General features: G+C 67.1%; 11 protein-coding genes. 1 reads left to right on the forward strand and 10 read right to left on the reverse strand.

Annotation, left to right across the window (positions count from 1 at the left end; translation table 11 throughout):
- Positions 1–54: 54 nt before the first annotated feature.
- Complete coding sequence (locus tag ACVILH_RS30825) at positions 55–1,602, reverse strand: L,D-transpeptidase family protein (RefSeq protein WP_456717120.1); 1,548 nt, start codon at positions 1,600–1,602, stop codon at positions 55–57.
- Between the two features lie 655 nt (positions 1,603–2,257).
- On the opposite strand from ACVILH_RS30825, the gene fabA reads away from it, so the two are divergent.
- The gene (gene fabA / locus ACVILH_RS30830; RefSeq protein ID WP_456716261.1) at positions 2,258–2,782 is read left to right on the forward strand and encodes a bifunctional 3-hydroxydecanoyl-ACP dehydratase/trans-2-decenoyl-ACP isomerase; all 525 of its coding nucleotides are present in this window, start codon (positions 2,258–2,260) and stop codon (positions 2,780–2,782) included.
- A 12-nt stretch (positions 2,783–2,794) separates the two neighbouring features.
- Here the strand turns inward: fabA and ACVILH_RS30835 are convergent, their stop codons facing one another.
- The 9 genes from ACVILH_RS30835 to ACVILH_RS30875 all read right to left on the reverse strand — a co-directional run bounded on the left by ACVILH_RS30835 (position 2,795) and on the right by ACVILH_RS30875 (position 12,486).
- Positions 2,795–3,670, reverse strand: coding sequence for a bifunctional helix-turn-helix transcriptional regulator/GNAT family N-acetyltransferase (locus ACVILH_RS30835; RefSeq protein WP_456716262.1), 876 nt, complete (start codon positions 3,668–3,670; stop codon positions 2,795–2,797).
- A 127-nt stretch (positions 3,671–3,797) separates the two neighbouring features.
- Complete coding sequence (locus ACVILH_RS30840) at positions 3,798–4,733, reverse strand: sugar-binding protein (RefSeq protein ID WP_009030255.1); 936 nt, start codon at positions 4,731–4,733, stop codon at positions 3,798–3,800.
- Between the two features lie 113 nt (positions 4,734–4,846).
- On the reverse strand, positions 4,847–5,944 hold the full coding sequence (locus ACVILH_RS30845; RefSeq protein WP_456716263.1) for an ABC transporter permease: 1,098 nt from the start codon (positions 5,942–5,944) through the stop codon (positions 4,847–4,849).
- Positions 5,944–6,696, reverse strand: a complete 753-nt coding sequence (locus tag ACVILH_RS30850; RefSeq protein ID WP_456717121.1) for an ATP-binding cassette domain-containing protein — start codon at positions 6,694–6,696, stop codon at positions 5,944–5,946. The genes ACVILH_RS30845 and ACVILH_RS30850 overlap by 1 nt, the downstream gene beginning before the upstream one ends.
- A gap of 46 nt (positions 6,697–6,742) precedes the next feature.
- On the reverse strand, positions 6,743–8,065 hold the full coding sequence (xylA, locus tag ACVILH_RS30855) for a xylose isomerase (RefSeq protein WP_456716264.1): 1,323 nt from the start codon (positions 8,063–8,065) through the stop codon (positions 6,743–6,745).
- A 5-nt stretch (positions 8,066–8,070) separates the two neighbouring features.
- Positions 8,071–9,519, reverse strand: a complete 1,449-nt coding sequence (xylB, locus tag ACVILH_RS30860; protein WP_456716265.1) for a xylulokinase — start codon at positions 9,517–9,519, stop codon at positions 8,071–8,073.
- A 123-nt stretch (positions 9,520–9,642) separates the two neighbouring features.
- Positions 9,643–10,671 (reverse strand): LacI family DNA-binding transcriptional regulator, encoded by a 1,029-nt coding sequence (locus ACVILH_RS30865; RefSeq protein WP_456716266.1) that lies wholly within the window; start codon positions 10,669–10,671, stop codon positions 9,643–9,645.
- A 118-nt stretch (positions 10,672–10,789) separates the two neighbouring features.
- The gene (locus ACVILH_RS30870) at positions 10,790–11,122 is read right to left on the reverse strand and encodes a PAN domain-containing protein (protein ID WP_456716267.1); all 333 of its coding nucleotides are present in this window, start codon (positions 11,120–11,122) and stop codon (positions 10,790–10,792) included.
- Positions 11,123–11,271: 149 nt separating this feature from the next.
- Positions 11,272–12,486 carry a sensor domain-containing diguanylate cyclase gene (locus tag ACVILH_RS30875; RefSeq protein WP_456716268.1) on the reverse strand — a complete coding sequence of 405 codons (1,215 nt, stop codon included), beginning with the start codon at positions 12,484–12,486 and terminating at the stop codon, positions 11,272–11,274.
- Positions 12,487–12,515: the final 29 nt, after the last annotated feature.

Below are 12,515 nucleotides of genomic sequence, written 5' to 3' on the forward strand. Positions count from 1 at the left end.
GATCGAACGACCCGACCGCGCGCCTCCCGCGCGGTCTCGACATTGCCCCGCCTGCTACCACCAGCCCGGCTGCACCGGCCGGTAGTAGGTCGGAGGCGGACCGCGCCGGCGCGGCGCGGCGATGGGCTGGCCGTCCCAGCTGCGCTGGAAGACATTGCCGAAGCCGTTATCATAGTCTTCGCCGCTGGCGATCACGTCGACATTGGTGGTCGGCCGGCGCGTGATGAAGCCACCTTGCGGCTGGTTGCTCAGGACGGCGACGAACTCGGTGCGGTAGTTGGTCTCGCTCGACAGCGGCTCGTCCGAGACGATGATCGAGGAGCGCGGCACCGCCGTCGGCGCGATCCGCGCGAGCACATCCTTCGGAATGGTGATGCGGTCGAGCGCGTCCTTGGCGTCGTCGCCATCGTCGATCGTGACTGCGGTCCAGCGCAGCCCGGCGCCGTTCTGCGCTACCGCCGTGAACACGTGGGTGCCGAGCGGCCGGTCGGGATCGCGGATCGTCACCGGCGACTCCAGCGACGTATCGAACACCTCGCCGCCGCCGTCGCGCGCCGGCTTGTGCGTGTTGCGCCGGACGTAGAGCATCTGCGTGGAGCGGCTGATATAGACCGACACCGGCTCGGTCGCGAGCTTCGCCTCCTCGGCCGCCTTGGCGGTCTCGCTCTTCTTGGCGGCGGCCGCCTTGGCCGCGTCCTTCGTCGTCGCGGCCGTCGTGAGCTTGGCGACGGAGTCCGATTTGGCCGCCTCGAGCTGCGCCGCTGCCTCAGTCGCCTTCGCCTCCGCCTTCTGCCGGGCGTCCTCCGCCTGCGCCTTGGCCTCATCGGTCTTGGCGGCCGCCAGTCTCTTGTCGGCAGATTTCAGCTCGGCATCGCTGCGCGCCTTGGCCTGCTCGAGCTTGCGCAGGGACGCCTTCAGCGACTTGGCATCGCGATCGGCCGCGGCCGCCGCGGCCTTGGCTTCCTCGGCGAGCTTGGCGGCGTCCTCGGCGTCGCGCCCGAGCGTCGCGGCCCGCGAGGGCGCTCCGGTGAGCGCATCGGCGCTCGGCACGAACAAAGCGGGATGCGAGAACTCGACCGGCGCGACGTCGCCTGGCGCGATGATCACCCGCATGCCGATATAGGTCCGGTCGAACAGCTTCTCTGCGAAGCCATAGGGCATGCGGACGCAACCATGCGAGGCGGCATAGCCGGGCAGCGGCCCGCCATGCAGCGCGACACCGTTCCAGGTGATGCGCTGCATGTTCGGCATCCAGGCATCATCATACAGCGTCGAGTGATGGTCCTTGTCCTTCTCCAGCACGGCGAACACGCCGGCGGGCGTCTCGCGGCCGGAGACGCCGGTCGACACCGGCGCACGCCAGATCCAGCCCTCCGAATCGTAGAACGTGACCTTCTGCGCCTTGATCGACACGATCGCCATGATCGGATCACCATGCGCCCGCGGCGCCGTCGCCTCGGTGGTCGGTGCGGGCCGCGCCTGCCGCGCGATCGCGTGGGACCCGGGCATAGCCCAAGCGGTCACGACCGCAACAGTCATCAAGGCCGCTCCCCGACGCCGCATCGTTGCGATGGTCCGAGGTCCCGTGGATCGTGTCACCATGCCGTGTCCCGATTCAATGCTGTTCATCTGGCCTCCGCGCGATCGGCGCAGGACGATTTATAAGCTCGAACATGTCTTGGGGTGAAGTGAGGCGAGGTCGCACACGCGCTACGACCCATGCAGCACCGCGATTATGTCGAATTCTGGAACACGGCATGACGCGACGCTGTCCGTTGTCATGATTCGCCCCCGCCGTGTCATCCATTCATGAAGCCGTTGCCGAGCCATTAACGCCGACGAGGCCGGAGAGGTCCGTGGTCCCCGTGCGAGGCTCGTTCCTGTCAGACGCAGGCGGGACCGCGCCCCGTTCAATCAAACTGTGCAGCCGCGCTCGCCGGCCATCTCGTTGCCGAACAGGTCCCGGCGCGGGCACCTGGCATCGCCCCCGGCCAGGGGCCAGGGGTCGTGCCGCCTAGCGAGCATGATACGGAAAAGTGCGCAGCGGTTCTCCGAAAAGATCATGCGCAAACAAAAACCTAAAGCGCGATGACGATTCATCCTGATCTCATCGGGCTCTAGGACGACCTGACCGACGTCGCGGATCGTGGCGATCACGTCAGCTTGAATCAGCTGCGCTGCACACCCACTCTGTATGTGATTGCCGCCGACAGACCTTTGCCCTCCGGCGCCCGATTGCAGACAGGGAGATGACGCCTTGCCCGATCCGCGCGACTTTCACGTGCCGCAATCGTCCTACACGCGAGAGGATCTGCTCCGCTCCAGCGAGGGCGGCTATTTCGGCCCGGGCAATGCGCAGCTTCCGGCGCCGCCGATGCTGATGATGGATCGGATCACCGAGCTCAGTCTCGACGGCGGGCGCTACGGCAAGGGACGCATCATCGCCGAGCTGGACATCACGCCAAAGCTCTGGTTCTTCGACTGCCTGTTCCGCGGCGATCCCGTCATGCCGGGCTGCCTCGGCCTCGACGCGATGTGGCAGATGGTCGGCTATTGGCTCGGCTGGTCGGGCTCTCCCGGCAAGGGACGCGCCACCGGCGTCGGCGAAGTGAGCTTCACAGGCCAGATCACGCCGGACGTGAAATGCGTGCGCTACGAGGTCGACATGCGCCAGGTCAAGCGCGGCCGCCTCGTGCTCGGCATCGCCGACGGACGCGTGCTTGCGGACGGCGCCTGCGTCTATGAGGCAAGGAACATGAAGGTTGCGCTCACAACGGCATGAGCGTTGATGTCGTCATATCAGCCGCTTCTCGAAAAACAGATCCGGATAGGGATCGTCGTTGAAGCGGTCGATCTCGGTCCAGCCGGTCTTGCGATAGAGCTGCTGGGCCTCGCCGAGGGCGCTGTTGGTGTCGAGCCGGAGCGTCGTGATCGACAATTGTCGCGCGGCCGTCTCGGCCGCGTTCATCAGGCGGCGGCCGAGGCCCAGGCCGCGGGCGGCGGGGGCAACCCAGAGGCGCTTGATCTCGGCGGTGGCGCCGCCGCTTCCCTTGAGGCCCACGCAGCCGAGCGGCAAGCCGTCGGACAGCGCGACGAAGAAGGCGCCGCGCGGCGCCATCATGTCCAGGGCGTCGGGATCGCGTGACAGCGTGACGTCGTAGCCGCGCGCGAAGCGGCGTGACAGCTCGGCATAATATTCGTGCAGACAATAGCGCGCCTGCTCGCCGCGCGGATCGACCTCGTCGATGGCGATGCGGTCGCGGCCGAGTGCTGCGGCGACCATGTCCATCGCGGCCAGCAACGCGTCCGGTTGGCTGTGGCGCGCGATCATCGCCTGTGCCTGCGCATTGGAGAGCGTCTCATAGGCCTCGAACTCGCGCCGGCCCGCAGCAGTGAGCCTGGCGATGCGACGGCGCGCATCGTCGGGATGCGGCCTGGTCGTCACCAGCCCCTCCTCCTCGAGGCTGCGCAGGAAGCGGCTCATCAGGCCGGAATCGAGCGCGAGATAATCGCGCAGCTCCGCCACGTCGCTGCGGCCATGGCCGATCGCATTGAGCACCCGCGCCGCGCCGAGCGGCCGACCGCGGCCAAGGAACGAGGTGTCGAGCGCACCGACCTCGGAGGTGACGGCGCGATTGAAGCGGCGGACGCGGGCGACGGGATCGAGCATGATATCTGACTTAGGTCAGATATCATCCGATGTCAACGCAGTGCGGATTGCAAATAAAAAGGGCGGCCCGGTCGCCGGCCGAAGCCGGACGCCGGACCGCCAGGTTTTCCCCGGGAGGAACTTCAGATCAGTTCAACAGCTTCGCGACGTTATCCTTGGTCACGAGATCGAGGCCGGTGTAGATGATCTCCGGCACCTTCTCGCCCTTCTTGATCGCGAGCAGCGTATCCATCGACTTCTCGCCCATCTCGAACGGACGCTGGCCGGTGAGCGCATTGGAATAGCCGTCGCGCAGCAGCTCAAGCTGCATCTTCAAGGTGTCGGCGACGACGAGCGTCAGCTTGCCGGCGTCGATGTCCTTCTTATTCTTGTTGACGAAGGCCTTGTAGCCCTCGGGCGCGAACATCGGCCAGCCGCCGATCGGCACGATGGCGCCGAGATCCGGAGTCGCGGTGCGCAGATCGGCCATCTGCTGCACGGCGAGCGCAGGATCGTCGTTGCAGAAGGTCGGCGAGCCCGCGACTTCCGTCCACTTCGAGCCCTTGAGCGCCTCGCGCACGCCGTCGACGCGCTCGGCCAGGTTCTTGGCGCCGGGACCGCCGGACACCACGGCGTACTTGCCGCCGTCAGGCCGGAGCTCGCGCAGCTGCTTGCCGAGCGCCAGGCCAAAGTCCTTGTTGTTGGTGCCGATATAAGCGAGCCGCTTGGAGCCCGGCGCGTCCGCGTCGAAGGTGATGACGGGGATGCCGGCCGCGGTCGCCGCGTCGATCGACTTGGTCATCGCGGCGACGTCGGCGACCGAGATCGCGAGGCCGTCGACCTTCTGGGTGATGAAGTCCTGGATGATCTGCGCCTGGGTGGCCGGCTCGTGCTCGACCGGGCCCTTGTAGATGCACTCGACATTGCCGAGCTCCTTGGCGCGCTTCAGGCAGCCGTCGCGCGCGACGTCGAAGAACGGATTGTTCATCGCCTTCGGCACGATGGCGAAACGATATTTGGTCTCGGCCTGCGCCGGGCCCATCAGGATCGCGAGCGATGCGACCGCATATAGCAGCTTCTTCATGGCTTCCCTCCTCCATGTCTATCCGTGATGATTGTCTGTGCCGGGCGCGGATAGACCTGATCAGTCACATCCCGGCCAGTATTCGTTACAAGAGCCTTGTCACAACAGCCTTGTCACAAAAGCCTTGCGCGGATGCGATCCACCAGCACCGCGGCGATGATGATCACGCCCACCAAAGTCTGCTGCCAGTAGGAGTTGACCTGCGCCAGCACGAGGCCGTTACGGATGACCTCAAGCAGCACGCAGCCGACGATGGCGCCGAGCGGGCCACCGATGCCGCCGGCAAGATTGGCGCCGCCGATCACGGCGGCCGCGATCACGTTGAGCTCGTAGGACGTCGCCATGTTGGCCGGCGCGGAGCCCAGCCAGCCGGAGATGATGATGCCTTGCAGCCCAGCGGCGAGCGCGCCGACCACATAGACCTCGATCTTGACGCGCGGCACCGAGACGCCGGTCAGCTCCGCCGCCTTCTCGTTGCCGCCGATCGCGAACACGTGGCGGCCGAAGGTGGTGTGGTGCAGCACCAGCGCCATCAGCAGCGCCAGCAGGATCAGATAGATGAACGGCGCGGGCACGCCATACAGGTCGCCCTGCGTCAGCGCATAGAAATACTCCGCATCGGGCCCGCCCGGAAAGCTGCCCTTGCCGTTGGAGATGACATAGCCGAGGCCGCGCACGATCGAGAGCATGCCGAGCGTCGTCACGAACGGCGACAGGCCGAGCAGCGCGACACAGACGCCGTTGATGAGCCCGACCACGAGCGACACCGCGAGCCCGGCCAGCACCGAGACGATCAGGATCAGCCCGGGCAGGTTGGCGACCACCGTCTTGCCGTCGGCGGCGAGATGCACGAACAGCGACGACAGCGGCATGCCCGGCGTCGATAGCGACGTCATTACCATCGAGGTGATCATCGCCGCGAAGCACATCAGCGATCCCACCGACAGGTCGATGCCGCCGGTGATGATGACGAAGGTGATGCCGAGCGTCGCGATCGCGATGAACGAGAAGTTCTTGGCGACGTTCTGCAGATTGCCTTCGGTCAGGAAATATGGGCTGGCGAAGCTCATGATCACGATGAGCGCGACCAGCGCCAAGGTCACATAGGCGGTCTGCGACGCGAACACGCCGCGGTGCCACCATCGGATGGCGCCGACATTGGTGAAAGTGACCTCGGGGCTCGCTGGGCTCGTCTCGGATGGCACGGACATCACGCCGCCTCCTTGGCGCCGGTGATCAGCGCGGTGACTTCCTCGGGGCTGGTCTCGGTGACCGGCTTGTCGGCCCGCTTCTCGCCGCGCCGCATCACGACGACGCGGTCGCAGACCGCGAAGATGTCGGGCATGCGGTGCGAGATCAGGATCACGGCGATGCCCTGCTCCTTCAGGCGATGGATCAGGCTCAGCACCTGCTCGACCTGGCGCACCGAGATCGCCGCCGTCGGCTCGTCCATCATCACCAGCTTGGCGTTGGAGAGCCGCGTGCGTGCGATCGCCACCGCCTGGCGCTGGCCGCCCGACATGTCCTTGACGAGATCATGCGGCCGCGTCTCCGAGCGCAGCTCGCGGAACAATTCCAGCGCGCGCGCCTCCATGCCCTTGTGGTCGAGCAGCTTGAGCGGACCGAAATTGCGCCTCATCTCGCGGCCGAGAAAGACGTTGGCGGCGGCGGTGAGATTGTTGGCGAGCGCGAGGTCCTGGTAGACGACCTCGATGCCGACGCTGCGCGAATCCATCGGGCGATGGAAATGCACCTCGCGGCCGTCGAAATGGATCGTGCCCTGGCTCGGCGGAAAGTTGCCGGCGATGATGCGCACCAGGGTCGACTTGCCGGCGCCGTTGTCGCCCATCAGGCCGACCACCTCGCCGGGCAGAATCGAGAGATCGACGCCGTGCAGCGCGCGGATCGCGCCGAACTGCTTGCCGATGCCCTTCAGCTCGAGCACCGGCGCCGCCGCGGCCATGACACCCGTCGCCGCCCCGCTCACCGAAGCATTCACGTTGCTGTCGTCAGACATAACGGTTCACCACGCTTTCGAGATATTCCTGCCGGCCGGAGCGCGGCTGCGGATCGAGGCCGGTGTTGACGGCGCGGTCGGCGAGCTCCGCGAGCGAGCGGCGGCCGGCGAGGATCGCCTGCCCCTCCTCACCATCCCAGCCGGCGTAACGCGCCGCGAGCGGCGCGGTCAGCGCGCTGTCGGTGAGCATCTCGTCGGCCGCGATCAGCGCCCGGGCGCACGCGTCCATCGAGCCGACATGGGCGTGCAGCAGATCGTCCGGATCGATCGACTGCCGCCGGATCTTGGCATCGAAGTTGAGCCCGCCGGTGGTGAAGCCGCCGCCCCTGAGGATGTCGTGGAACACCAGCGCCAGCTCCGGCACGTTCATCGCGAACTGGTCGGTGTCCCAGCCGAGCAGATCGTCGCCGCGGTTGATATCGAGCGATCCGAACACGCCGAGCGCCTGCGCCAGCGCGATCTCGTGCTGGAACGAATGGCCGGCAAGGATGGCGTGGTTCTGCTCGATGTTGAGCTTGACGTCGTCGAGCAGGTCGTAGCGCTTGAGGAACCCGTAGCAGGTGGCGACGTCGAAATCATACTGGTGCTTGGTCGGCTCCTTCGGCTTCGGCTCGATCAGGAGCGGGCCCTTGAAGCCGATCTTGTGCTTATGCTCGACCACCATCGAGACGAAGCGGCCGAGCTGATCGAGCTCGCGTTTCATGTCGGTGTTGAGCAAGGTCTCATAGCCCTCGCGGCCGCCCCACAGCACGTAGTTGGCGCCGCCGAGACGATGCGTGACCTCGAGTGCGGCGCGTACCTGGCCCGCCGCATAGGCGAAGACGTCGGGATCGGGATTGGTCGCGGCGCCCGCCATGTAGCGGCGATGCGAGAACAGGTTGGCGGTGCCCCACAGCAGCCGCACCTTCGTCTGCTCCATCTTCTGCGCGAACAGGTCACCGATGGCGTTCAGGTTAGCCACCGACTCCTTCAGCGTCGCGCCTTCCGGGGCGGCGTCGACGTCATGGAAGGTGAAGAACGGCACGTCGAGCAGGCGGAACAATTCGAACGCGACATCGGCCTTGGCGCGCGCCATCGCCAGTGCATCGTCGCCATGCTGCCAGGGCCGCAGGAAGGTCTCGCCGCCGAACGGATCGGAGCCCGGCCAGCAGAACGAGTGCCAGTAGCACACGGCAAAGCGCAGATGGTCCTCCATCCGCTTGCCCCTGATGACACGATCCTTGTCGTACCAGCGGAACGACAGCGGGCTGCGCGATTCCGGGCCGCCATAGGTGACGGTCGCGCCGGTGTGGAAGAAGGGAGCCTGGACGTTCACGGGGATTACTCCTTGAGAGCGGGATAGAGCTTGCGCCAACGCGCATAGGCGTCGTCGTAAGCGGCGCGCTGCGCGGCGCGGGGTTCGAAACTCTGCAGCCGCTGCGGCTTGCGGCAGACATCGGCGGGTGCTTCGCCGGTCGCGGCGAGACGGCCGAGCCGTGCGGCTCCAATGGCGGCGCCGACCTCGCCCTCCTCGACGCGATGCACGGTGACGCCCAGCACATCGGCCATGATCTGTGCCCACAGCAGAGAGCGCGAGCCGCCGCCGACGAGGTCGAGCTCTCTGATCTCCTGCGCGCTGCGGCCGAGGGCGGCCAGCATGTCGCGTGAGGCAAAGGCGACGCCTTCGAGCACGGCCTGCACGAGATCGCTGCGATCAGCGGCGCTGCGCAGGCCGACCAGAGCGCCCGCGGCGTGCGCATCATTGTGCGGGGTACGCTCGCCGTCGAGATAAGGCAGGAACTGCACCGGGCTCGGCCGATCGACGCTGCTGCCGAGCGGCGCGAGCAGCGTGGCCTCGGGAGTTTCGAGGATGCGCGCCAGCCACGACAGCGACGCCGCGGCCGACAGCATCACGCCCATCTGGTGCCAGAGACCACCGAGCGCATGGCAGAACGCGTGCACGGCGGCTTCCGGCGCCGGCGCGAAGCGATCGGTGACGCGGAACAGCACGCCCGACGTGCCCAGCGACAGGAACGCATCGCCCGGCCTGATCGCGCCGAGCCCGATGGCGCTCGCGGCATTGTCGCCGGCCCCTCCGGCGATCACGACATCGGCGCGCATGTCCCAGCGCTGCGCCAGCTCGCGCGACAGCACGGCACTCGGCTCATTGCCCTCGACCAACCTGGGCATGTGATCGAGACCGAGCCCGGTCGCCGCCAGCAGCTTTTCAGACCAGCGCCGCCCGCCGACATCGAGCCACAGGGTGCCGGCGGCATCCGACATGTCCTCGACCATCTCGCCCGACAGCCGGTGGCGCACATAGGCCTTCGGCAGCAGCACCTTCGCCACGCGAGCGAAGATCTCCGGCTCGTGCTTCGCCACCCAGGCCAGCTTGGGCGCGGTGAAGCCCGGCATCGCGAGATTGCCGGCGATGGCATGCAGCTCGGGACAGCGCCGTTCGAGCTCGACGCATTCGGCCTGCGAGCGCCCATCGTTCCACAGAATCGCCGGACGCAACGGCAGGCCGTCGCGATCAAGCAACGTCGCGCCGTGCATCTGGCCGGACAGGCCGATGCCGTGCACCGCCGAGGTCTCGCGCGGATGGCGCGCGGCGAGATCATCGACCGCGCCGATGACCGCCTCCACCCAATGATCCGGATTCTGCTCGGACCACAACGGCTGCGGATGCGACAGCGCCAGCGGACGGCCCGCGCTCGCGACCAGCGCGCCCGCTTCGTCCTCCAGCACGGCCTTCACGCCGGATGTGCCGACATCCAGTCCGAGAAACACTGCTCACTCCTCCCACACGGGCCACCGATCATCAGCGCTCTGCGGCGCCTCGAAACCGGTGACCTGCTCGCTCTCATTCTCGTTCCGTGACCCGTCCGGCCGCGTGCGCCGCGGCCATCAGCGTCACGGCAAATTGTCCCGCATCACGATGTCGATGCGGATCGCTTCCTGCTCGCTCAGGATCGCCTCGCCGCGCGCCAGTGCCAGCAGCACGCGCACGGCGGAGCGCGCCTCATGCCCCGGATTCTGCGAGATCGCCGCATGCATCACGCCAGACAGCAGCAGCTTGCGCGTCAGCGCGGTCACGTCATGGCCGACGAACACGATGTCCCCGGCGCGCCCGGACTCCGTCAGCGCCTTGGCGACACCGGCCGTGCCGGCGCCGACATTGTAGAGGCCGACGATGTCGCGGTTCTCGGCGAGCAACGCCCGCATGAGGTGCTCCGAGCGATCGTCCGCGTCATGCCCCTCAGCGACAGGCGAAACCTCCAATTGCCGAAACTCCGCGGCCAGCACCTGGCTGAAGCCGAAGATGCGCTCGGCGTGGTCGCGCAGGCCCTGCGAGCCGGCGATGATCGCCACCCGTCCCGGCTTGCCGCCGGCGAAGCGTCCGACCAGCGCACCCGCGGTGCGGCCGGCGGCGATATTGTCGATCCCGACGTAATGATGTCGCCGCGACGACGGCACGTCCGACACCAGCGTCACCACCTTGGCGCCGGCCTCGACGAGATCGTTGATGGCCGCGCGCACGCTCGGATGATCCAGCGCAACCACCGCGACGCCGTCGACGCGGCCAACCAGATCTTCGAGCTTGCCGGCAAGCACGGCGGGATCGAACACGTCGGTGGTGACGACATCCGCGGTCAGCCGACGCGCGGCCATCCAGTTGCCGAGCTCGCCGAGATGCGCCTGGATCTGCTGCATGAAGGGATTGACGCCGACCGGCATCACGAAGGCAAAGCGCCGCGAGCGGGCGCGCGCCAGCTCGGAGGCCGCGGCATGCGGCTGGAACGCACTGCGCGCCATCGCGTCCTTGACGCGCCGCACCGTGTCCGGACGCACGCCCGGACGGTTGTGCAGCACGCGGTCGACGGTGGCCAGGCTGACGCCGGCCTGCCGCGCGATATCCCGCAATGTCAGCGGTGCGTTCATGCTCCTCCCCTTCGGATTGAGGAACTTAGCGCGATTTTTGAGGTGCGCAACTCATTTTTGAGGTGCGGCGATGATCGGCGACCGATGCGGCAAGGAACAGGACGACTGCGGAGCGCCCCTAATCGATGCGCTGGCCGCCGGAAATGCCGGAGATGCAGCACGGATTGGCCCGCGCCCGCGGCACCACCCGCTTCAGCCAGCACCGCGCCGGCGGCTGCTGCGGCCCACGCCAGGAGGTCGGCGCCTTGACATAGGTCCAGGCGCGACAGCGCGGCAGCTCGCGATTGCAGGTCTGCCGGCAGGCCTGCGCATCATCGAACGTATCGAAGCTGCGATAGTCGCCGCCGGGACGATCGATGCCGGTCGCGAAGAAGTCGTTCGCCAATGCGGGTGCTGCAAGTACAGAGGCGAGCGCGAAGGCCGCCGCGGCGATCAGATGACGAAGATGCATGGTAGCCTCCTGTCAACTTCCGCGATCAAGTAGAGAGCAGCCCACCATCCTTGTCAAACGATGTCTGTGCGCGCGATGACGCATGACATGAGGACGCAGCGTTAGCTCCCGATCCGGAGCGAACACGTCCTCCCCCTCAAAGGGATCATCTACACGAAAACGACCTCAACGCGCTTGTCGCTCCGCGCGGTCATGCGGCAGGCGCGGGAGAGGCCGTCGCCGGCGATCGCGAGCTTGAAGTGCTCGGGAACCTCGGCGGTCGAGAGCACATCCAGGGCGGCCGCAGAGTCGGACAGCGCTCGGACCGTGCAGTCGAACGTCGGCTGTCCGGTGGCGAAGGTAATCTGCCCGGCCTTGAACACGCGCCTGAGCGAGGGCGCCAGCGATGGAGCCGCCTCGACCCATGCGACCACCCGGTCCCGGCCGTCGTTCTTCGCCGCATACATCGCTTGGTCGGCACGCTCCAGCATGCTGTCGAACCGCAGCCCTGGGGAGACGTCGACCGCGCCGAAGCTCGCCGTGACGCGGATCGGTCCGGCCGGCGTCTCGATCGAGAGTGCGGCGATGGCTGCGCGCATCTTGTTGAGCACCGCCAGTCCATCAGCAAGGCTCGTATGCGGCAGGACGATGCCGAACTCCTCACCCCCGAGGCGACCGATGACATCCGACGCGCGCAACATCGCCCGGCAGGTCTCGACCACCCTGGTCAACACGAGATCACCGACGGCATGACCGTAAGTCACGTTCACCGCCTTGAAGTGATCGATGTCGAGCAAGGCGCAGGTCAACGCGTGGCGGTGCCGCTCGGCGAGCGCCCGCAGGCGCTCTCCTTCATTGCGGAAGGCGCGGCGCGACAACGCGCCGGTCAGGCTGTCGCGCAGGCTGAGATTGCGCAGCATCAGCTCGTCGACGGCGATCGCCGCGAGATCCCTGAGCATGTCGAGCTCGTGCGCGTTGAATTGGCGCGGCCTGGTGTCCATCGCGCACAGCGTGCCGACGTTGACGCCGCCGAAGCGAAGCTGCACGCCGGCATAGAAGCGGATGGACGGGTGGCCGACCACCTGGGCACCGTCCGCGAAGCGCGGATCCTGATGCGTGTCGGGAACGACCAGCGGCTCCGATTGCTGGATCGCATAGTTGCAGAGCGCCGGCCGCCGCTCGCCTTCGCGCGCCGTCATGCCCTCGGCGGCCTTGAACCATTGGCGATGGCCGTCGATGAAGGTCAGGGTCGACATCGGCACGTCGAAGATCTTCCGGCAAAGCCCGGTCAGCCGGTCGAAGGCATCCTCGCGCGGCGTATCCAGGATATCCAGCTCCGCCAGGGTCTCCAGGCGGCGCGCATCGTCATGGTGTTCCGTTGACATCGCTATCTCCTCACAACCACCATTCCCGG

The sequence above is a fragment of the Bradyrhizobium sp. USDA 4353 genome (assembly GCF_054063215.1).

Coding starts and splice junctions, on each gene's coding strand:
- ACVILH_RS30875 (WP_456716268.1), bottom strand. CDS start 12,486: ATGTCAACGGAACACCATGACGATGCGCGCCGCCTGGAGACCCTGGCG.
- ACVILH_RS30845 (WP_456716263.1), bottom strand. CDS start 5,944: ATGTCCGTGCCATCCGAGACGAGCCCAGCGAGCCCCGAGGTCACTTTC.
- ACVILH_RS30865 (WP_456716266.1), bottom strand. CDS start 10,671: ATGAACGCACCGCTGACATTGCGGGATATCGCGCGGCAGGCCGGCGTC.
- ACVILH_RS30870 (WP_456716267.1), bottom strand. CDS start 11,122: ATGCATCTTCGTCATCTGATCGCCGCGGCGGCCTTCGCGCTCGCCTCT.
- ACVILH_RS30850 (WP_456717121.1), bottom strand. CDS start 6,696: ATGGCCGCGGCGGCGCCGGTGCTCGAGCTGAAGGGCATCGGCAAGCAG.
- ACVILH_RS30835 (WP_456716262.1), bottom strand. CDS start 3,670: ATGCTCGATCCCGTCGCCCGCGTCCGCCGCTTCAATCGCGCCGTCACC.
- ACVILH_RS30840 (WP_009030255.1), bottom strand. CDS start 4,733: ATGAAGAAGCTGCTATATGCGGTCGCATCGCTCGCGATCCTGATGGGC.
- ACVILH_RS30825 (WP_456717120.1), bottom strand. CDS start 1,602: ATGGTGACACGATCCACGGGACCTCGGACCATCGCAACGATGCGGCGT.